The 22,045-nt window shown below is 34.5% G+C and carries 22 protein-coding genes and 1 other RNA gene; 20 read left to right on the forward strand and 3 right to left on the reverse strand.

The features are described from left to right. Positions 1-130 precede the first annotated feature (130 nt). Positions 131-529: RNase P RNA component class A (gene rnpB / locus ACQH1V_RS06215), an RNA gene on the reverse strand. A 454-nt stretch (positions 530-983) separates the two neighbouring features. On the opposite strand from rnpB, the gene ACQH1V_RS06220 reads away from it, so the two are divergent. From ACQH1V_RS06220 to ACQH1V_RS06285, 14 genes are all read left to right on the forward strand, one after another. After that, the gene (locus ACQH1V_RS06220; protein ID WP_425360194.1) at positions 984-1,682 is read left to right on the forward strand and encodes a hypothetical protein; all 699 of its coding nucleotides are present in this window, start codon (positions 984-986) and stop codon (positions 1,680-1,682) included. 27 nt (positions 1,683-1,709) lie between these two features. Next, positions 1,710-3,599, forward strand: coding sequence for a molecular chaperone DnaK (dnaK, locus tag ACQH1V_RS06225; protein WP_094649212.1), 1,890 nt, complete (start codon positions 1,710-1,712; stop codon positions 3,597-3,599). Positions 3,600-3,868: 269 nt separating this feature from the next. Continuing rightward, positions 3,869-5,005 (forward strand): molecular chaperone DnaJ, encoded by a 1,137-nt coding sequence (dnaJ, locus tag ACQH1V_RS06230; RefSeq protein WP_425360195.1) that lies wholly within the window; start codon positions 3,869-3,871, stop codon positions 5,003-5,005. A gap of 101 nt (positions 5,006-5,106) precedes the next feature. After that, positions 5,107-5,340, forward strand: a complete 234-nt coding sequence (locus ACQH1V_RS06235; protein ID WP_425360196.1) for a hypothetical protein — start codon at positions 5,107-5,109, stop codon at positions 5,338-5,340. Positions 5,341-5,514: 174 nt separating this feature from the next. Then, positions 5,515-6,114 carry a signal peptidase II gene (gene lspA, locus ACQH1V_RS06240; protein ID WP_341749474.1) on the forward strand — a complete coding sequence of 200 codons (600 nt, stop codon included), beginning with the start codon at positions 5,515-5,517 and terminating at the stop codon, positions 6,112-6,114. Then, a complete protein-coding gene (locus ACQH1V_RS06245) occupies positions 6,115-6,366 on the forward strand; it encodes a DUF3035 domain-containing protein (protein WP_425360197.1) in 252 nt (83 codons plus the stop codon). 218 nt (positions 6,367-6,584) lie between these two features. Next, the gene (gene nuoD, locus ACQH1V_RS06250; protein WP_341748793.1) at positions 6,585-7,760 is read left to right on the forward strand and encodes an NADH dehydrogenase (quinone) subunit D; all 1,176 of its coding nucleotides are present in this window, start codon (positions 6,585-6,587) and stop codon (positions 7,758-7,760) included. Next, the gene (gene nuoE, locus ACQH1V_RS06255) at positions 7,757-8,254 is read left to right on the forward strand and encodes an NADH-quinone oxidoreductase subunit NuoE (protein WP_094649218.1); all 498 of its coding nucleotides are present in this window, start codon (positions 7,757-7,759) and stop codon (positions 8,252-8,254) included. The genes nuoD and nuoE overlap by 4 nt, the downstream gene beginning before the upstream one ends. A 262-nt stretch (positions 8,255-8,516) precedes the next feature. Continuing rightward, positions 8,517-8,762 carry a type II toxin-antitoxin system RelE/ParE family toxin gene (locus tag ACQH1V_RS06260; RefSeq protein WP_425360198.1) on the forward strand — a complete coding sequence of 82 codons (246 nt, stop codon included), beginning with the start codon at positions 8,517-8,519 and terminating at the stop codon, positions 8,760-8,762. Beyond that, the gene (locus ACQH1V_RS06265) at positions 8,749-8,904 is read left to right on the forward strand and encodes a hypothetical protein (RefSeq protein WP_157905664.1); all 156 of its coding nucleotides are present in this window, start codon (positions 8,749-8,751) and stop codon (positions 8,902-8,904) included. The genes ACQH1V_RS06260 and ACQH1V_RS06265 overlap by 14 nt, the downstream gene beginning before the upstream one ends. Next, a complete protein-coding gene (locus ACQH1V_RS06270; protein WP_133062932.1) occupies positions 8,901-9,023 on the forward strand; it encodes a helix-turn-helix domain-containing protein in 123 nt (40 codons plus the stop codon). Before ACQH1V_RS06265 ends, ACQH1V_RS06270 begins: the two co-directional genes overlap by 4 nt. 154 nt (positions 9,024-9,177) lie before the next feature. Further along, entirely contained in the window at positions 9,178-9,693 is a 516-nt protein-coding gene (locus ACQH1V_RS06275) for a pyrimidine dimer DNA glycosylase/endonuclease V (protein WP_341748789.1), read from the forward strand. Between the two features lie 77 nt (positions 9,694-9,770). Next, a complete protein-coding gene (locus ACQH1V_RS06280; RefSeq protein ID WP_425360199.1) occupies positions 9,771-11,168 on the forward strand; it encodes a palindromic element RPE1 domain-containing protein in 1,398 nt (465 codons plus the stop codon). A gap of 42 nt (positions 11,169-11,210) precedes the next feature. Then, a complete protein-coding gene (locus tag ACQH1V_RS06285; protein WP_094649222.1) occupies positions 11,211-11,447 on the forward strand; it encodes a GapR family DNA-binding domain-containing protein in 237 nt (78 codons plus the stop codon). Between the two features lie 17 nt (positions 11,448-11,464). Here the strand turns inward: ACQH1V_RS06285 and ACQH1V_RS06290 are convergent, their stop codons facing one another. Beyond that, positions 11,465-12,706, reverse strand: a complete 1,242-nt coding sequence (locus tag ACQH1V_RS06290) for an MFS transporter (RefSeq protein ID WP_425360200.1) — start codon at positions 12,704-12,706, stop codon at positions 11,465-11,467. 404 nt (positions 12,707-13,110) lie between these two features. After that, the gene (locus ACQH1V_RS06295; protein ID WP_425360201.1) at positions 13,111-13,842 is read right to left on the reverse strand and encodes an outer membrane protein; all 732 of its coding nucleotides are present in this window, start codon (positions 13,840-13,842) and stop codon (positions 13,111-13,113) included. 352 nt (positions 13,843-14,194) lie between these two features. On the opposite strand from ACQH1V_RS06295, the gene ACQH1V_RS06300 reads away from it, so the two are divergent. The 6 genes from ACQH1V_RS06300 to ftsY all read left to right on the forward strand — a co-directional run bounded on the left by ACQH1V_RS06300 (position 14,195) and on the right by ftsY (position 21,736). Beyond that, entirely contained in the window at positions 14,195-15,694 is a 1,500-nt protein-coding gene (locus ACQH1V_RS06300) for an Npt1/Npt2 family nucleotide transporter (RefSeq protein WP_094649768.1), read from the forward strand. A gap of 184 nt (positions 15,695-15,878) precedes the next feature. Continuing rightward, entirely contained in the window at positions 15,879-16,337 is a 459-nt protein-coding gene (locus ACQH1V_RS06305) for a DNA polymerase III subunit chi (protein WP_425360202.1), read from the forward strand. Positions 16,338-16,629: 292 nt separating this feature from the next. Continuing rightward, complete coding sequence (locus tag ACQH1V_RS06310; RefSeq protein WP_425360203.1) at positions 16,630-17,511, forward strand: glycine--tRNA ligase subunit alpha; 882 nt, start codon at positions 16,630-16,632, stop codon at positions 17,509-17,511. Between the two features lie 44 nt (positions 17,512-17,555). Continuing rightward, a complete protein-coding gene (gene glyS / locus ACQH1V_RS06315) occupies positions 17,556-19,652 on the forward strand; it encodes a glycine--tRNA ligase subunit beta (RefSeq protein ID WP_425360894.1) in 2,097 nt (698 codons plus the stop codon). Positions 19,653-19,841: 189 nt separating this feature from the next. Next, a complete protein-coding gene (locus ACQH1V_RS06320) occupies positions 19,842-20,828 on the forward strand; it encodes an L-threonylcarbamoyladenylate synthase (protein WP_375333292.1) in 987 nt (328 codons plus the stop codon). Next, positions 20,825-21,736 (forward strand): signal recognition particle-docking protein FtsY, encoded by a 912-nt coding sequence (ftsY, locus tag ACQH1V_RS06325; RefSeq protein ID WP_425360204.1) that lies wholly within the window; start codon positions 20,825-20,827, stop codon positions 21,734-21,736. The genes ACQH1V_RS06320 and ftsY overlap by 4 nt, the downstream gene beginning before the upstream one ends. The last annotated feature ends 309 nt before the right edge of the window (positions 21,737-22,045 follow it).

Raw genomic sequence — 22,045 nt, forward strand, 5'->3', positions numbered from 1 at the left:
ATGACGTATATGCATCTCAAGCGTCATTGCGAGACCACGCAAGTAGGTCGTGGCAATCCATAAAGCTTGTCATATTGCTTCGTCACCACTAAAACATCTCCTCGCAATAACCTTTGGGTAAAAGTCTTATAAAAAATGATGGTCTGTAAGCCGGATTTTGTATAGATAATATTTCTATTATCTATTGCAGTTATTTATCTAGGATAAATGTTACCATTTACCTCAAGCGATCTACCCGCACTACTTCTAGCCAGAGATGCCTAGGAACACGTAAGTTCTGTAGTGCCTATTTGATCTTGCTCTTGGTGGGGTTTACCATGCGTAGCTTGTTACCAACCTACCGGTGTGCTCTTACCACACCATTTCACCCTTACCAAACTATATTATAATTTGGCGGTATATTTTCTGCGGCACTTTCCCTAAAAGATTACTCTCCCGCTGGACGTTAACCAGCACCATATCTCTGTAGAGTCCAGACTTTCCTCGTAAATTCTAGTATAGATTTTTACGCAACTGCACGACCATCGAGGTGATTATGTTTTAATATATTTGCCTAGTCAATGATTTTTTACTAAATTTTTTTACCAGATCACTTAGTGCTAGCTAAAAAGATGCTATTATATTGAATTAACTTGAATTAGCAACGTTGTAAATCCGATTAGTATTTAGCCTAAACGTCATTGCGAGGAGCCACTTTAGTGGCGACAAAGCAATCCAAAAAACGATTAAAATGGATTGCTTCGGAGGCTTACGCCTCCTCGCAATGACGTATAAACCTACAACCCGTCATCATCGTAATGACGTTTTGGTAAAAATGCTCGTCATTGCGAGCGAACGTATGTGAGCGTGGCAATCCACATTCATTAGATTGCTTCGGAGGCTTACGCCTCCTCGCAATGACAGTACGATGGGTGCTTATTCGATACTAATTCAGGTTAATTGACTATATTGATTTTTATCAAGATAATAAAGGTTATAAATTTATGGTAGTAAGTATAAAATTTGCCGCTGAGTTACGGGATAAATTACATGGTTTAAATCTTTTTAAGCCAGAACATTTACAATTTTATCAAGAAATGGCACTTGCTTTTATTAAAGGCAATGAAAATGAAATATTACAAATATATAAAGATATTAAAGGAAATAAGACTATAGGGATAGGTTTTAATATGGATAATCCCGAAGCAAAAATTGTTTGGCAGGCAATATTTCAGGGGTTGATATCATTTGATAAAGTTTATAATGGTCAGCAAACTATTACAACTGAGCAATCTCGAATGATATACGACTATAAGAGTGCTACTAATCGAATCGAACTAAAAAATATTTATGGTAAGTCTTGGGATAAGCTAAAACCTAACGAGAGGCTGATGATTGAGGATCTTTATTGGAATGGTGGTAATAAGTTAGTGGGTAAGTTTACAAAATTTTTTCAGCATATGAGGCTTTATGCTGAAAGTTCTAAGTTAAAATATCTAGAGCAAGGATTAATCGAAGTAAGAGAAGGTTCTAATAAAGAAAAGGTTAGGGGAATTCAAAATCGTAGAAATGTGCAAAGTGAAATAGGTGATTCGTCCAAATGCCTTACTCTACTCCCATATGTGGGTATTCTCATGATTTTTTTCATCACCACCTCTTGTAAAATAGATTGTAAATTACTATATCAGAACTTGTTAAGTTGAATTGTTTAATCGGAATTAGGAGTGTATATGGCAAAAATTATAGGTATAGATTTAGGAACAACAAATTCCTGCGTTGCAGTAATGGAAGGGAAAGAACCGAAAGTTATAGCAAATGCCGAAGGAGTTAGAACGACTCCCTCAATGGTAGGATTTGCTAGCGGTGGTGAAAAATTAATTGGCGAACCAGCAAAGCGTCAAGCTGTGACCAATCCAAATAATACTTTATATGGCATTAAAAGATTGATAGGTAGAAGTTTTTCTGATCCTATGGTTAAAAAAGATCAAGACCTTGTACCGTACCAAATCGTAAAAGCTGCTAATAATGATGCTTGGGTTGAAGTTAACGGAGAAAAATATTCACCTAGTCAAATTAGTGCTTATATTCTGCAAAAAATGAAGGAAACAGCTGAAAATTATCTTGGTGAAAAGGTAACGCAAGCAGTTATTACTGTACCAGCATATTTTAACGATGCACAACGTCAAGCAACCAAAGATGCTGGAAAAATTGCTGGTTTGGACGTATTACGGATAATCAACGAACCAACAGCCGCAGCTTTAGCATATGGTTTTGATAAAGCTGAAAGCAAAATAATTGCAGTTTATGATCTTGGTGGCGGTACGTTTGACGTATCAATTTTAGAAATAGGTAACGGAGTATTTGAGGTTAAATCTACCAACGGTAATACTTTCCTTGGAGGGGAAGATTTTGATTCGAGAATTCTAGATTATTTAATCGATGAATTTAAGAAAGAAAGTGGTATGGATTTACGCAAAGATCCTTTAGCTTTACAGCGTTTGAAAGAAGCTGCCGAAAAAGCTAAAAAAGAATTATCATCTGTACCGCAAACCGATGTTAATTTACCATATATTACAGCTGATAGTTCAGGTCCTAAACATTTAAATATAAAATTTACTAGAGCAAAATTAGAATCCTTAGTGGCAACGCTAATTGATGATACAATAGAACCATGTAAGAAAGCTTTAAAAGATGCTGGGCTAAAAGCCTCAGATATTCAGGAAGTAGTGCTAGTTGGCGGTATGACTAGAATGCCAAAAGTTATTGACAAGGTAAAAGAATTTTTTGGTCGCGAACCACATAGAGGAGTAAATCCTGATGAAGTCGTAGCTCTAGGGGCTGCTATTCAAGGTGGGGTATTAAACAAAGAAGTTACTGATATATTATTACTAGATGTTACCCCTTTATCTTTAGGTATTGAAACTCTTGGGGGGGTATTTACTAGGCTGATTGATCGTAATACAACTATTCCTACCAAGAAAAGTCAAACATTCTCTACGGCGGACGATAACCAACATGCGGTAACGATTAGAGTATTCCAAGGTGAACGGGAAATGGCAGCTGCTAATAAGCTACTTGGGCAATTTAATCTGGATGGTATTCCTCCTGCCCCACGAGGAGCACCACAAATTGAAGTAACCTTTGATATCGACGTTAATGGTATAGTTCACGTTTCTGCCAAAGATAAAGCTAGTGGTAAAGAGCAAAAAGTAACTATCCAGGCTTCCGGAGGGCTTAGTGATGCAGAAATTGAACAAATGGTCAAAGATGCGGAAAAAAATGCTGATGAGGATAAAAAGCGTCGTGAATTAATTGAAGCTAAAAATAATGCTGATAGCTTGATTTATTCAACTGAAAAGACTCTAAAAGAATATGATGGTAAAATATCAGTTAGTGATAAACAACAAGTAGAAAATGCTATAACAGAGTTAAAGGCAGCTTTAGAGTCAGATAATCTTGAAGAAATTAAAGCGAAAACTGACACTCTTATGGCAGCAAGCATGAAAATTGGAGAAGCTATGTATAAATCTCCATCAGAAGATGATAGTAATACAGAAGCTAAGGCAAGTGATGACGATAAAGTAGTTGATGCTAATTACGAGGATGTAAGTAATAAGTAATTACTATGCCATTGCGAGCTATCGTAGGTGGCGTGGTAATCCATTTTTTCTGGATTGCTTCGTCGACCTTACGGTCTCCTCGCAATGACAGTTTCTCAATTATTATTTTCTTAAGCCTATGTGCAATGACATGTATGCATCTCAAGCGTCATTGCGAGGAGGCGTAAGCCTCCGAAGCAATCCAGAAAAAATGGATTACCACGCTCATATACGTTCGCTCGTAATGACGTTTTGGCTAAAAATAAAATTTAAAATAAGATATCCTTATTATGTCTACAAAAGATTATTACCAAGTACTTGGAGTTAATAAAACTGCTAGCCAAGCAGAAATAAAAAAGGCTTATCATAAATTAGCTATGCAATATCATCCTGACCGTAATTCACAGGATCAACAAGCAGAAAAAAAGTTTAAGGAAATAAGTAGTGCTTATGATGTACTAAAAGATGAGCAGAAAAGAGCAGCATATGATCGTTTTGGACATGAGGCTTTTCATAATTCAGGAGCAGCATCGTCAGCTGGAAGGCAGGCTTCTAGAGGGGGGAATCATGATTTGAATGATATATTTGGTGAGTTTTTTAATGATTTTATGGGTGGCGGGGCAAGAAGGTCGCACCAGTCCACTAGCGTTAGAGGTTCAGATTTAAAATATGAAATCACAGTTACTTTGTCAGAAGCATTTCGTGGTATCGAGAAGAATATTAGCTTTACTAGTGAAGTAAAGTGTTCACCATGTAACGGTAGTGGTTCAGAAAATAATGATACTGGCATGACCAAATGTGATGCTTGTGGAGGACGCGGGGCTACAAGGATACAGCAGGGTTTCTTTACCTTAGAACAAACTTGTGCAAAATGCCAAGGCACAGGGCAAATAATTAAAAATCCATGTAAAAAATGTCATGGTCAAGGGCGTCATTCACAACATAGGAATTTATTGGTAAATATTCCAGCTGGTATTGAGGAAGGCACAAGAATAAGACTTACTGGTGAAGGAGATGCCGGAATGCGAGGAGGCAGTAATGGAGATTTGTATATTTTTGTTACTATTAAGCCACATGACCTGTATAAAGTTGATGGAATTAATTTGCATTGTCGACTACCTATTAGTTTCATTAAAGCTATTTTAGGTGGAGAAGTAGAAGTACCAGACATAGAAGGTGGTAAGGTAAAGTTAAAAATACCAGCCGGCACACAAAATGGCGAACAACTAAGACTAAAAGGCAAAGGTATGTCTAAGGTTAGATCAACCATTAGAGGGGATATGTTTGCCCACATCCATATTGAGATACCGAAAAATCTTACTAAAAAACAAAAAGAATTACTAGAGATGCTAGATACAGAATTGTCAAGCGACAAAGATGAAGATGATGCTAGTTTTTTTAACAAAATGAAAAACTTATGGTCATAAAATTTGATTTTTTGATGGTATTGTATTATAAAATGTATTATATGAGTGTAGATATTCAAATGTAGTATTTGGGTATGTTATAATGTAAAAACAGGGGATTTATGGCAGAAAGTAGGCAATTTAGTACAGTTAATTATTCAGAAGGGGGGCAGCAAATGCGTATAACAATTTTTCCAGAAGCAACGATAGCATTGCCAGGGGGTTTTTCGTTAAGAAATGATACGCCTCAAGAAATTATTATACCTAATAATCTTTTTAATGCTGAACATTCTGGTGATTTAGAAGAACTTGGTCTAACTGTAATTGGTGCAAACGTTAATAATTCAGTGGAATGAACACGTCTATTAGTGAGTAGTTTCTTTAGTCACAACTGTTGAAAAATAGAAGAGGAAGTGGTTTTAGCTCGGGTAATTTAAAAAGCCCGAGCATTTTGCTATGACTTTTACATTGCCATGACTGTTTAGAATCTAATAACCAATATTTGCGGTAAGATTGTTTGTAATATGCATATACCATTAACATTAAAAAGAATATTACTAATTATTCGTCAAAATAGCCGTATAGTTATTAAATTGGTAATTATAGATCAATTAGTAAAATGGTGGTTTATAAATTATCTAAGGGGCAAAATTGGTCTAACCATGAAAGTAACAAGCTTTTTAGATATAGTTTATAGCTGGAACCATGGTATTAGTTTTGGAATGTTCCGAAATTATTATCAGTATAGCAATATGTTGTTTATAGTTATTAATTCTGTTGTTATAATATATTTATGGTATATCTTATTAAAATGTAAGACAATGACAGGCTTTGTTGGTTATAGTTTTGTCATTGGTGGTGCTATCGGTAATTTGATCGATCGTTTTGTTAATGGGGCAGTATTTGATTTTATTTATTTTCATTATCAAGATTTTGGTTTTCCAATATTTAATCTAGCTGATAGTTTCATTTCATTAGGAGTAATATTTTTGATACATGATTATTATAAAACTAAGAAAATTGTTGAACAACAACAAGACATTAAATATAATCACACTATGATACAAGCTGAAGCAGATAGGATCCGTGAGCTTGCTTTTAAGGAAAATATAAATTTAAAAGGAGATTAAGTGCGTATAATTTTTTGGTTATTTGCTACTGTAATAATGTTATCTGCATGCAGTAAAGAAGTAAAAGAAACAATAGGAATTGTGACCCCTGGACCTGATGAATACAAGGTAGGACGCAACAAAACTCTAGAAATGCCTCCTCACTATGACTTACCTGCTATTAAAGTAAAAGATAAAGAAAACTCTAAATCGTCTTCTCCAGAAACTCTTACTGAGGGTGAACAGGCTTTGATAAAAGAAATAGAAAAATAAGATTAATTATATAATTTTTTCACTTTTTCACTTAGTGGACAGAAATTTTGGTATATACTCAAAAATATATAGATAATTAAATTGACGTCTATTACAAGGCTGTCACCCCTGCTTTGGTGTGGGGTCTTAGATTCCGCACCGAAGCAGGAATGACAAATTGAGCAGTACTATTCAGGGCAGCTATATAGAGGACAATAATTGCCGGAGTTTAAAATAAGGTGAGTGATAATAATAAAAATGTTGTACTGAATTTTGGACCACAACATCCAGCTACCCATGGAGTTTTAAGATTAATCTTAGAAATGGATGGTGAGGTGATCAATAAAGCAGATCCACATATTGGCTTATTGCATCGTGGTACTGAAAAATTAATTGAGTATAAAACATATCTACAAGCTATACCATACTTTGATCGATTAGATTACGTATCGCCAATGTGCCAAGAACACGCCTTTGCCTTAACAGTTGAAGGATTGCTTGGCTGCGAAGTTCCAAGACGAGCTCAATTTATTCGAGTGATGTTTTCTGAACTTACCCGTATCCTTAACCACATCCTTAATATCACAACCCAAGCTCTAGATGTTGGTGCTACTACCCCTCTATTATGGTTATTTGAGGAACGTGAAAAAATTATGGAATTTTACGAGCGTGTATCTGGTTCTAGAATGCATGCAAATTATTTTAGACCTGGTGGCGTTGCCCAAGACTTACCAGATGATATATTAGAAGATATTCATATTTTTATTCAACAATTTCCTAAAAAATTACAAGATGTTGAAACCTTGTTAAATGACAATAGGATTTGGAAACAACGCCTAGTAGATATCGGAGTAGTAAGCCAAAAAGAAGCTATGGATTGGGGGTTTTCTGGTCCAATACTACGAGGCTCAGGTATCGCATGGGATCTTAGAAAAACCAATCCGTACGATGTATATGGTGAACTAGATTTTGACATACCAATTGGCAAAAATGGTGATTGTTATGATAGGTATTTGGTTCGCATTGAAGAAATGTACCAATCACTTAAAATTATACAACAATGTCTTGAAAAAATACCGAAAGGTAGTATTAAAACTGATGATCCTAAAATTGCCCCACCATCAAGAAAGCAAATGAAAGAATCGATGGAAGCAATGATTAATCATTTTAAACTTTATACTGAAGGATATAACGTACCACAAGGCGAGATATATCGATTTGTTGAAGCTCCAAAAGGCGAGTTTGGGGTATATTTATACTCTGATGGAAGCAACAAACCCTATAGATGCCGTATTAAAGCCCCTGGATTTGCTCATCTGCAAGGTTTAGACTTTATGTCGAGAGGCCATTTGATGGCAGATGTGGTAACTATTATTGCCAGTCTTGACATTGTTTTTGGAGAAATTGATCGATGAATGATGAACCAGTAAATTTCAGTTTTAATGATGAAAATTTAAAAAAAGCTCAAGATATTATTAAGAAATATCCTGAAAATAGACAGAAAAGTGCGATCCTACCGTTACTTGACCTTGCCCAACGGCAAATGAATGGTTGGTTACCTAAAGCATCGATAGAGTATGTGGCAAATTTTCTAAATATACCTTTCATCAGAGCTTATGAAGTTGCAACATTCTATACCATGTTTAATCTACAACCAGTAGGACGATATCACATACAAATTTGTGGTACTACCCCCTGTTGGCTAAGGGGGAGCGATAAAATTGCTACTATCTGTAAGAATAAACTGGCTATTAATTTCGGTGAGCTAACCAGCGATAAAAAGTTTAGCCTTACAGAAGTTGAATGTTTGGGTGCTTGTGTTAATGCACCAGTTGTCCAAATCAACGATGATTTTTTTGAAGAGTTAGATGAAGAAGGCATGGCTAAGTTAATTGATAGCCTTGCTTAAACTCTTGAGGAGTAGAATTTTGGGCTAGGAGCGATGGAGTACATAAGCGTCAGTTTAAGAAAACAATAATTGAAAAACCGTCATTGCGAGGAGACCGTAAGGTCAACGAAGCAATCCATTTTTAATCACTTTCCTGGATTGCTTCGTCGGTCTGGCAACCTCCTCGCAATGACATCTTATACTTTAACCTTTTTTCCGTGAACACTCACATTCAATCTACAACTGTAGTACTAAGAAGAAAACTTAGTATCTCACCTTATGCATGGCGTCATTGCGAGAAGCTACTTTAGTAGCGACGAAGCAATCTAATGTCAAACCTATTGAAGGTAATTTGTGGGAAATAAGGCTAAATGGAAAAGTAAATATAGCAAGATCAATCTATTTTTTAGCTCATAAGAAAAAAATAGTTATTCTTCACACTTTCATAAAAAAGACTCAGAAGCCCCCTAGAAAAGCATTGTTAATAGCAAAACAAAGAATAAAGGAAATAAATTATGATAAAATATGAATCATTAAGAGAAAAATTACTTGCTAATCCTGAAGTAAAAAAAGAATATGAAGCATCTTCTCTAGAGTATGAAATATCTTATGCTTTAATATTATCTAGAATTAAGGCTAACATGACTCAAGAAGAGGTGGCAAAAAAATGAATACCACCCAATCTGTAATAGCACGTTTAGAAAGCGGTAAACATTTTCCAAGTTTAAAAACAATTTATAGATATGCTATTGCAATAGATAAACCGATTAATTTACATGTACAACCATAGTATAGCCAATTCAGGAGAAGTAGATAGCAGGAGCGACGCCTATAAGTAATAGGCGAGCGACGAGTGATGACGTCACTAACTTCTCATCAATTGACTATAGTGAGGAATCTATGCTATAGCTAATATAAACCTATTTATTTTATTGATAAAATTTATGAATATTTTTGTTACCAATAACTGTCCTATAATATCTGCCCAAGCCTTGGATAACAAACGGGTAGTTAAAATGGTTTTAGAGACAGCCCAATTATTAAGTACCGCCATATTCATTAATAGTGGTGTTACTTATCAGCATATCTACAAACCAACTCACATGAAGCACCCATGTACTATCTGGGCGGCATTGAACATTGGCAATTGGGACTGGTTATTTCAGCATTTTTTAGCATTATGCGAAGAATATAGTTTTCGTTATAACAAAAAACATGCGACTACAAGGTTATTACCATATTTGTTAGAACATAGGGCTGATATTCAAGATGGCATAATAACTCCATTTGCTAATTGTACTAAATCAGAAAGTATGCAGGTGGATTTTAAGCATATTAGCGATCCTTGTGAAGCTTATAGAAAATATCTCAATGCAAAATGGCACTATGATAAATTACCACCGAAATGGATTAACAGAGAACCACCTTTATGGTATAACCCCCTATTTCTCATCAATTGACTATATACTGTAAAAATAATGAAAACAGCTATTAGTGTAGTATAAAAATCTGCTATATTTAAACAAAATTGATAATTATGGCATTACATTACATGAACAAGATTTATAAAACCCCGATATTTACACTATATTTGATATTAATTTGTCTCTTAATATTACCTATTAGACCTCTTGCAAAACTCGCTTATGCTGAGGAATTTGAAGGAGACGCGGAACGCAGAACCGCAGCTTACTCTAGTGTACGTGAGGATTCGAGTACCGCATCATTGTCCAAATTACCAGCAGAAGTAGAGTTAGGCAAGAGGTCTATTGTTACTGTTAAGGCAGAGTCTCCTGTTAAAGCAGTGACATCTAGCGCAGAGGGAAATAATAATATTACTCGCCATCCTGATACTAATGCAATAACCCTTGAAGCAAAGCAAGCAATAGTCATAGATTATGCTACAGGTAAAGTGTTGTTGGCAAAGAATGCTGATGAGCATATGTTTCCCTCATCAATGACCAAAATAATGACATCTTATCTTATTGAGGAGAAAATTCAGAAAGGCGAGGTGTCGTTTGATTCGCATTTTATTGTAAGTGAGAAAGCTTGGCGTATGGGAGGGTCAAAGTCTTTCATGCCTCTAGGTGAAATGGTACGTCTTGAAGATATTCTAAATGGTATTATTGTTCAATCAGGAAATGATGCTTGTATTGTAGCTGCTGAAGGATTGTACGGAACGGAAGAAAATTTTGTTGAGGCTATGAATTTACAAGCACAGAAAATAGGTATGAAGGATACTCATTTTGTTAATGCTAGTGGTTGGCCAGCAGAAAATCACTATAGCACTGCCTATGATCTTGCCATACTTAGTATGGCTCTTATTAAAAACCACCCGGAATTTTATCATATTTATAGTAAAAAATATTTTACTTTCGGTAAAGATCAAAAAGGTCGACCTATTACTCAAGGAAATCGTAATCTTTTATTATACAAAGATATTGGATGCGATGGTATTAAAACCGGTTTTACTGATAATGCAGGTTATGGTATGGTAGCATCATGTATAGATGATGGGCGTCGTTATATTATGGTTGTTAACGGTCTTAGTTCTATGAAAAAGCGAGCGGATGAATCTCTAATGCTATTAGATTGGATTAAGCAAAACTTTATTCACAAAAAGTTTTATGCTAAAGGTGATATAATAGAAGAAATTAATGTATGGCTTGGTGTAAAGGATAAAGTGCAACTTGTAGCAGCCGAAAAGTTATCAATGGTTGTGCCACGTTCTAACCAAGAAAAAATTGATATAAAAATATCGATACCGCCAACTGTTTCAGCTCCTTTAAAGGCTGGGGATATTGTTGGTAAAATAACTGTAATTGTTGACAATGATGTGCAAGAAATAGCTCTTCTTGCTAAAGAATCCATTGACAAAGTAGGATTTTTGAAGAGAATAGCTTGTTACTTTAATTATTTATTTTTTAACAAATAATTTGGTAATTGGCATTTTACTAAACTTATAATATTTATAATTATGACAGAGATAATCGATTCACAAGATTTAATTGACACTATCAGTAAACTTGAGAAGCTAGAGGAAGAGAAAAACGAGTTAACTGATCTAATAAAGGATGCTTATGAAGAAGCTAAACATAAAGGCTATGATATTAAGATAATTAAGCATGTTCTGAAACTTAAGAAAAAAGACAAAGATGATCTTGCTGAAGAAGATAGCCTAATAGAGATATATCGTGGAGCGTTGAATATTTAACAATTATAGTCAAACCATTAACTTTTACGTATCTTTAAAAAGGCTAATACAAATAGCATGCTAAATAAGGTAGTGAATAAAAAAAGATTGGACCAATCCATATAGTTTGCACAAATACCGGATAAACAGGATAAAATAATACGTACAAAGGAGCTAAAAGAAGAAATAATTGAGTATTGCGTGGCGATCAATTCGCCATTACATAAACTAGAAAGATAAATAACAAGAGTGGTATTACCAAGTCCGCAACAGAAATTCTGTACAGTAATTGTTATAGTAAATATAACTAGATCATGACCTACTATAGATAAAAACATTAGCATTAAGGGGGATAGTAATTGTAGAATACCGCATATTAGTAAACCTCGAGATATCCCTACTTTTGTAGTTAGAATACCGCTAATAATTCCCCCTAAGGTCATTAGCATGAATCCATAGGTTTTTGAAATAGAGGCAATTTCTTGGGAGGTAAAGGACAAGTCAATAAATAAGGGAGAACTCATTGCCATAGTAATTGAATCGCTTGCTTTATATAGAAAGACAAACAGCATAATGAATATCCAATTTGGATGGTGTCGTTTTAATAATAGTAAGCTATCACCAATGATTTTAGAATATTGGCTAAATGAAATTAAATTAGTAAAAATATGTTCAGTTTTTTTTGTAGCAGGCTCTTGCATGCATAAGATTATTAGTGGGGCAGCCATTGTTATAAAAAAGGTACATAGATATACGCAGTACCAATTAAAGAAGCAAGAGACATATAATGCTCCTGTACTATTAATCAGCATTCCTATGCGAAAACCAGTGCCACTGAAAGTTGTAGCAACTGAAAGCTCTTCCTTTGTTGCAGAGCGTTCTATACGATAGGCATCTAAAATAATATCTTGAGTTGCCGCACAACAGGAAATAGTAAAATTTAAAATGGCAGTAATAACGATGTTAACAGGGGGAGCTATAATTAAAAATCCACTAGTAGTAACTAATAAACATCCTTGTACAGCTAGTGCCCATCCTCGACGTTGACCAAATTTTTTACATATAATAGGTACAGAATATTTATCAATAAATGGTGCTAATATTGGTTTTAGGCAATATGGCATAGAGGTTAGAAACATTAAGCCAATAATATCAGTTGAATATCCTGCTTGTGATAATTGGTAATGAATAGTAAATGTGACCAATGAAAAATTTCCCCCCGCCACTATACCTAGCAAGAAGAAACAAATAAAATAAGAACTTATGCGATTAGTTAACATTCCGGAGTTATATCCACCTTTTTGGACAGTTATCTAACAAGTCTTCAGTGTTTAATGTATATAGTTAATTCAAGAGAAGTTGGTGACGTTGTCACTCATCGCTCCTAGCCCCAAATTCTCCTGAATTAACTATAGTTAGTCTTGGAAGATTAAATATCACAATTTCCTTCTTATTTCAATATAACATCTGCAATTAAGTTAATTAAACTCGATAATCAAGTTTTTTTTTTGCAGATTTGAATAAAATATAGGACAATGGTTGTCATCCCTGCGAAAGCAGGTATCTAAAAATGCCCTGAGGTATTGTAGATTCCCGCTTACGCGGGAATGACAAGGGAAAGAAGCGGGAATGATAATAGTGAACGGGGATGGCAATAGTGTTTGTTATGCGGGTGAGTTATATATTATATATCAAATCTTAGCCCAGCAATTATGTTATGAGTTCGATAACTAGTTTTATTTATTTCAACATCATTACATTTTGAAAATTTTGTTTGCCCATAATCTGCCAAGATATAGGCAACATCAATCCTTGCCTTTTCATTTAAACTAACAGACACTCCAGCAATTAGCTGATAAGCAAAATTATTAGCCTTCCTGGTAACTGAAGAATGTTTTTGCAGTGGAACAAAATTTGCAGCAGTCGGAGCATCACGACCCAATACCTCACCTGTGGTTATTTTTTCTTTTATTTGAGCCATCCCAACACCTGCTCCTACAAAAACAGAAGGAGAGTTAGCATCAGTATTTAAATCAACATAACTATTGACCAACACTGAGGTTATTTGCCCCCTATGTGTTCTTTTTAAAGTTATAGGGGCGTCAATTGTTTTCTCAACTCCTAATACGTTATAAGTTCTAGTACTAGTATTAGTAGAAGAGCCTTCAAGTCTTGGATTAGTAAAACCAAATGTTAGATCAGCTCTAACATTATTTGTTAGATAATAACCTACACCAAGATTAACATCTCCCCCAAACAGAGGGGTCATTTTTATATCGAGGATTTTGTCTCTTGTTTTCTGTAATAAAGCTGCACCAACCTCAGCTTTCACATAAAGCTGCCCTTCACTTGCAAATGATATGCTAGAAATCAAGCTAATAAACGTTACAACTGGAATTGATAATAATCTTTTCATATATTTTTATTATTTAATTTCTTAATTGTAAAAAAAAATTATATAATTTTTAATTCTTTATGCAAGCTAAATCTAAATAGATTGACAGCAGCAACCTAATGGTATATAAGTCTTTAACCTTATGTTTTGCATGATAGCCTTAAGCAATTAACGGAAAACTCTTAAGAATAGTTTCAGCTTACTAAAAGATCACTCTTTAAGTTGATATATAGTCAATTGATGAGAAGTTGGAGACGTTGTCATTCGTCGCTCGCCTATTACTTATAGGCGTCGCTCCATCACTCCTAGCCCCAAATTCTCCTGAATTGACTATATCTGTTGAGTTTTTTTTTTGTCTTAGGGAATCTTTATTATGACTATTATAAAGTCAAATTCATTTAGCAGCAAATTCAGAACTATCTTTTGGCCTATCCATAATCATGAACTCGGGAAATTCATACCGATGTGTGGTTTGATGTTCTGCGTCTTATTTAACCAAAATATATTAAGAATTTTAAAAGATAGTATTTTAATTTCAGAGATTAGTGCTGAAGTAGTCAGTTTCACTAAAGTTTATTGTGTAACACCTGCAGCGGCTCTATTCGTTATAATCTATGCTAAGATGCTTAATCATTATAGTTTTGAGAGGATTTATGGCTATTTAATTACCTTTTTTATTAGTTTCTTTATTGTTTTTGCTTTCATCATTTATCCTAATGTCCATATTTTCCACATTAATCCAAGTTCGCTGGAACAAATTATGGGGAATTATCCTCATTTAAAATGGTATATAGCTTTAATTGGTAATTGGAGTTATGTGGTTTTTTATACATTATCTGAGCTTTGGCCGAATATCTTTTATGTTTTACTGTTTTGGCAGTTTGCTAATGAGCTTACTACAACAGAAGAAGCAAAAAGGTTTTACACTCTTTTTTCATTATTTGGTAATTCTGCTTTAATATTTGTTGGCTTTTTGATGTCAAACTTATCATCTGCTAACACTATAGCTAAGTATTTTTTTACCGTACCGGACAATAAAACTATATTGGTAAAAATATCAACAAGTTTCGTGGTAGTTGCAGCTGTTATATCATATTTACTTGTAAGATTTATTAGCAAAAATGTTTTTACCAATCCAACATTTTATGCAAAGGCTAAATCTGCTAGATCGACTAAAGATGGAATGGGATTAATCGAAAGTTTTAGATATATCATAAGATCAAAATATTTATGGTTAATGCTAATTTGCTCTGCTGCTTTTGGTTTATCAATGAATTTGGTAGAAGCCGTATGGAAAGCAAAAATAAAAGAATTATACCCCACTGTTAATAGTTATGCAGAATTTAATAGTCTTTATATTCTTTGGACTGGGGTTACTATCATGATAATGACTATAATAGGCAACAATATAATGCGTAGTCATAGCTGGTTTGTGGCGGCTGTAATTTCGCCAATTATCATGATGGTTACTGGTACATTATTCTTTATTTTAATCGTGTTTGACCATCAAATATTGTCTCTATTTGACAGTGCTATTCTTATGACCCCACTTGCTCTTGCGGTATCAATTGGTGCTTTACAGAACATTCTAGTGAAAGGTACTAAATATTCAATTTGGGATACCTCTAAAGAGATGCTATATATCCCTCTAGACAAGGAGCTAAAAACCAAGGGTAAAGCAGCTGTTGACGTTATTAGCTCGAAAGTTGGTAAATCTTCGAGCGGATTAATACAGTCAGTTATTTTTACATTAGTACCAACAGCAACTTTTAGTTCTATTTCACCATTTTTAATGGTAGTATTTATCGTTGTTTGTATTACCTGGATTTACTCGGTAAGAAAAATATATTTTGAGTATAAGAAAATTGTCTAATCTATCAGGTTCTTATATATAATAGACCTCTTGCATAACCTAAAGATAATTGAGGAATTTTTAGGAAAAACGAAGTCGAGTACCGCAGCATACTATAGTCAATTCATGGGAATTTGGTGCTAGAAAACTGTCTCCTAGGATAATTACAAAAGATTTGTTTTCTAAGCCTTAAAAGAGAAAAATCATGCAACAATTTAGTTTTTATCACACTACTGAAGGATTAATATATAAGACAAGCTGTCTTTTAGTAGAAAAATCTTACCATAGCAATTTGAGAATTGTGGTTTTAGTTCCAGATATTGAAGTACAAGAATCACTAAATAAGATGATATGGACTTATTCTAGAAAACAGTTTATTCCGCATGGTAGTAAACTTGATCCATTACCAGAAAAGCAACCAGTCTATATTACTCACCAGTTAGAGAATCCTAATCAGGCTACCATCCTAATAATTATTGCCCCATTTGATATACAAGAAATTCTTAATAACAAAAATTTTGCACATTTTCAGAGAGTAATTATAATATACGATGCTTTAGATAATTTAAGTTTAATAATTAAAACAATAAATGAACTAACTATTGCAACACCGATAATTGATTGTTATAAACAGAGTCCAATGGGAACGTGGAGTAAGATTTAATATACTAACCTGATTAGTATTAGTTCGTCATTGCGAGGAGCTGCTTTGCGGCGACGCGTCAATCTATAAAAGAGATTAGAAAGGATTGCCGCGTCGCTACTAAAGTAGCTCCTCGCAATGACGTATGTACCTATAATTCGTCATTGCGAGACCATGTAATGGTCGAAGCAATCCATTTTTAATCTCTTTTCTGGATTGCTTCGTCGCCGCAAAGCGGCTCCTCGCAATGACGAACTAATAGTAATCAGGTTAGCTATATTATTTTTTTGAAGGAACAAATAAATTTACCAATATGCAAAAATTATCATTTCAACAAATTATCATGACCTTGCAAAATTATTGGCAGGATTATGGCTGTGCAATTTTACAACCATATGATGCTCACGTTGGAGCTGGCACTTTTCACCCTGCCACTGTATTACGAACTCTTGGTAAAAAACCTTGGTTTGTAGCTTTTGTTCAACCTTCTCGGCGTCCTCATGATAGTAGATATGCCATGCATCCTAATAGAATGCAGCATTATTATCAATTTCAGGTTATACTAAAACCATCTCCTGACGATATACAACAACTATATTTAAAAAGCCTTGAATGTCTTGGTATAGATTTGCAAAAACATGATATTAGGTTTGTTGAAGATGATTGGGAGTCTCCTAGTCTTGGAGCTGCCGGACTTGGTTGGGAAGTATGGTGTGATGGTATGGAAGTATCGCAATTTACTTATATGCAACAAATTGGTGGTATTGATTGTCGCCCAGTGGCTGGTGAGATTACCTATGGTTTAGAGCGTCTGGCACTTTATATACAAGGTATCAATGAAGTTAAAAATATTGACTGGAATGGTCAGGTTGGAGAAAAAGCTTTAACCTATGGTGAAGTAGATTTTGCTGCTGAAAAGCAATGTTCTAAGTTTAATCTAGAATTAGCTGACACAGCAATATTATCTCAGCATTTTATTGATAGTGAAAAACAATGTAATGAATTAATTGCCGCAGATTTACCGTTACCAGCCTATGATTATTGTATTCAAGCTAGCCATCTTTTTAACCTGTTAAATGCTCGGGGAGTAATTAGCGTAACAGAGAGAGCCTCTTACATACTCAGGATACGTAATTTGGCAAAAATATGCTGTCATAAATGGTTAGAACTAGAAGATAAAGAAGAGTTGATATGAGTGAGTTATTATTAGAGCTTTTTAGCGAAGAGATACCAGCTTTGATGCAAAAAAATGCAGCCGAAGCTTATAAAACTATATTTACAACAATCTTACAGGAAAGTGAGATTGTTGCTGATGTTCAGGTATTTATTGGACCTAGGCGTATTGCTATATATATTACAAATTTACCGAAATTTATACCAGCAAAAGAAATTATCATAAGAGGACCAAAAGTTTCGGCAGCACAACAAGCTATAGAAGGATTTTGTCGAGCAAATAATATTGAGCAAAATAAATTGTCTACGCTATTAGTGCAAGGGCAATTATATTATATAATAGTAAAGAGTACCGCAGAAACCGATATACGAATATTATTGCAAGAGATAATTCCTAAAGCAATTAGTAAGTATATTTGGTTAAAATCTATGTATTGGGGGAATTATGATATAAGTTGGATTAGACCGGTTAGGAATATTTTATGTATATTTGATGGTGAAATACTAGCAATTAAATATGGGCATTTGACGGCAAATAATATTACTTTTGGGCATAGGTTTCTTAGTTCCGAACCGATTGTTATAGGCAGTTTTTCTGAATACCAGAATAAGCTACGGGAAAGTAATGTCATTATTGATCAACAAGAACGCAAGGAGATAATAAAAAATCAGCTATCAGAAATAACCAAACCACTTAATTTAGTAATAAAAGATGATGAGAGATTATTAGAAGAAGTAACAGGGCTAGTAGAATTGCCAGTAGTTATGGTCGGTAAAATACCTGAGATATTTTTAACGTTACCTAGTGAAGTACTGATTAGCTCAATGCGTACCCATCAGAAATATTTTAGTACTTTTGACCAGGCTGGTAATTTCGCCCCTTATTTTCTTTTTGTTAGTAATATGCGACATGATCAAAATATTATAGTAAGTGGTAACGAAAAGGTATTGGCTGCTAGATTATCTGATGCTTTATACTTTTATCAGCAGGATTTGTCTAACAGCTTAGAATCTAGATTATTAAAACTTGAGCAGATAACTTTCCACGCAAAGATTGGTAATATAAGACAAAAAACGGAGAGAATCGCTAATATTTGTAATTATATAATAGACTTCCTGGATAAGTCAGAGATAGTTGAGGGATTTTTAGGAGAAACGAAGCCGAGTACCGCAGCGTACATAGACGTACGTGAGGAACGGAGGCGAGTTTCGACGACAAAATCACCAACTAGATCGACTTATCCAGGAAGTCAGGATTTGCAAATAGCAGCTAGAATTTGTAAAAGCGACCTAACAACTGAAATGGTAGGAGAATTCCCCGAATTGCAAGGTATTATGGGATATTATTACGCCAAATCTGAAGGGTTAAATGATCAGATTGCCTTGGCAATAAGAGACCATTATAAACCACAAGGTCCATCGGATAGTTTACCAATGGGGGATACTGCAATATTGGCTATTGCCGATAAATTGGATAGTTTAGTAGGTTTGATATTAATAGGAGAAGAACCAAGTGGCTCAAGAGATCCTTACTCACTTAGACGACAAGCATTAGGTATTATTAGGACAATTTTAGCTAATAAACTAACTATTAATATTAAGCAATTAGTGGCGTATGTAATTCAGCTATACTCTGAAGAGAACATAACATATAATAAAAGTAGTCAGATAATTTTAGAGTTTTTAGAAGAGCGAGCCAAGTATTATTTCAAAAATCATTATGATCTATCGTTAATTAATGCCGTGCTTGATTTTGATATTGAAGGAGATTTAATGATTAGCGAAATAAAGCTTAGTGCTTTACAAAAGTTTCTAGCTGGATCTGAGGGTAAGAATTTATTAACTATTTACAAAAGAGCAAATAATATATTAGAAGGTAATAATATAGCAGGAGATGTTAATCAGGAGGCTTTTATTTCACCATATGAGCAACAATTATTTTTATCGTTGGGAAACGTTTCTAAGCAAATAGACATATCCATTGCCGAAAAGGATTTTACTAAAGCATTGAGAGGACTACTGGAAATGTTGAAACCTATCAATGATTTTTTTGATAATTTGATGGTTAAAGATGAAGATCGTACAATTGCTAATAATCGTTTATTGTTATTAAAAATGGTTAGACAATTATTTAATAAATTAGCAAAATTTAGTGTTTTATGATTAGTACAAATGAATTAGATTGGTGTCTTAAACGCCATTGTGAGGAGTCGTTTTTTGGTTCAATCGTCATTGCGAGAAGCCACTTTGGTGGCGACGAAGCAATCCATATGATAAGCTTCATGGATTGCCACGCTCACGTACGTTCGCTCGCAATGACCTTTAAGTTAGGCAATTAGGGAAAGGAGATAAATGTTGACGACAAAATTACCCACTAAATTGAGTTATGTAGCAAGTCTATTAGATCAGGCTGCCAAGTTTATTAAATCTGGTAATATAGTAGCCTTTCCCACAGAAACAGTATACGGACTTGGAGCAGATGCTAGTAATGAGCAAGCTTGTCAGAAAATTTTTAAGGTAAAAAAACGTCCAAGCATAAACCCTCTGATTGTTCACGTGGCAACCATGAGCCAAGCTAAAACTATCGGGGAATTTAATGCAGATGCTCTTAAATTAAGTGAAGTATTTTGGCCTGGACCTTTATCGATTGTTGTGCCATTAAAAAGTGAAGCCAATATCGCTAAATCAGTATTAGCCGGACTAACAACGGTTGCACTCCGTATACCATCGCATAATATTGCTTTGGAGCTAATAAGAAAATCTGACACACCGATAGCGGCACCTAGTGCTAACCCATCAGGTTACATTAGTGCTACTACTCTAGATCATGTAAAAGAGCATTTTTCAGGTGAGAAAGATGTTTTTATTTTAGAAGATAATTCGAGTGATTATAAGTGTCAATATGGTATAGAATCAACCATAGTAGATAGTACTACTAATAACTTAACTATTTTGCGAGACGGTTTTATTACGTTGGAAGCGTTAGAGAAGGTTCTTGGTAAGAAAATAGACAAAGCTCCTTCCTTGATACAAATTAAAGCCCCAGGGATGATCAATAAACATTACTCACCAAAAGTGAAAATGAGACTGAATGCAGAGAGTTTGGAAGCTAATGAGGTAGGTCTTAATTTTGCTAATAGTAAGCTGGATGGCAATTTCTCGCTTAATTTAAGTTTAACTGGAGACTTAATTATCGCTGCTAGCAACTTATTTGCCAGTCTTAGAATATTGGATAATTATGCAGAATTAAATGGATTAGCAATTGCCGTTGCCTCTATCCCACAAATTGGTATCGGTGTTGCAATTAATGACAGACTTAAAAGAGCGGCAATAAAATGACCTCTATATTTACTAAATTAAAACAGGTATTAGTCAATAGTTCCAATAAAATATCTTCGGGCATTGACCAAATATTTTATAAAAAAAAACTAGATGAGCAAACTTTAAGTGAATTAGAGGAGTTGTTAATATCGGCAGATATAACTGCTTCTGTGGCAATAGAACTGGTCAATAAACTAAGAACTATCAAATTTGATAAAGAAGTAAGTAGCTTGGTAATAAAAGAGCAGCTTGCCAACATTATCGAGCAATTATTGATCAAGGCTAGTAAAAATTTTGAATTACACGATAAAAAGCTTAATGTCATACTAGTCTGTGGCGTTAATGGTTCAGGAAAAACTACCACCATAGGTAAGCTGGCTAGTATTTATCGTAAACAAGGTAAGAAAGTAGCAATTGCCGCTTGTGATACATTTAGAGCCGCCGCTGTTAATCAATTATCTAGCTGGGCTGATAAAAGTGGTTCAATGTTTATCACCGGCGAAGAATCAGCTGAACCTGCTAGTGTTGCTTATCTTGCTATGCAGTCTTCCATAAAAAATGATGTGGATATATTATTTATTGATACAGCTGGTAGGTTACATAACAAGAAGAATTTGATGGAAGAACTTGCCAAAATTGTTAGAGTTATTAAGAAAATTGATGATACAGCTCCCCACCATAGTATATTAGTAATTGATGCAACTACTGGACAAAATATCTATAACCAAGTCAAGCAATTTACTGCTATTGCTAATATAACAAGTCTGATAGTTACTAAATTAGATGGTACGGCAAAAGCTGGTGTAGTGGTTGGTGTGGTGCAAAAATTCGCCTTACCAGTATGTTTTTTAGGGATAGGAGAGAAGGTAGATGATTTAAAGCCGTTTGATCCGGCTGCATTTGCTAGTAGTTTAGTAGGGAATTAAATTGGCATCATTGCGGGGAGCTTTTAGAACAATGAAGCAATCCATAACAAAAATCCAGATGTCACCCCTGCTTCGGTGCGGGGTCTAAGATTCCGCACCGAAGCGGGAACGACAATTTATGGATTGCTTAGCTTTAGGAGGCTGTCTCCGATAACTAATTAATTAGTTATTGCAGGCAACCTCCTAGGAAATGAAAGAAAATAAGCAATATCGCAAAAATAATGAAAACAGCTATTAGTGGAACAAAAAAATCTGTTATATTATAGATATAACCGAATTTAGAGTAACTTGTTATATCGAATTCAGGTT

It is taken from the genome of Candidatus Tisiphia endosymbiont of Ceraclea dissimilis (genome assembly GCF_964030735.1).
GTDB lineage: Bacteria > Pseudomonadota > Alphaproteobacteria > Rickettsiales > Rickettsiaceae > Tisiphia.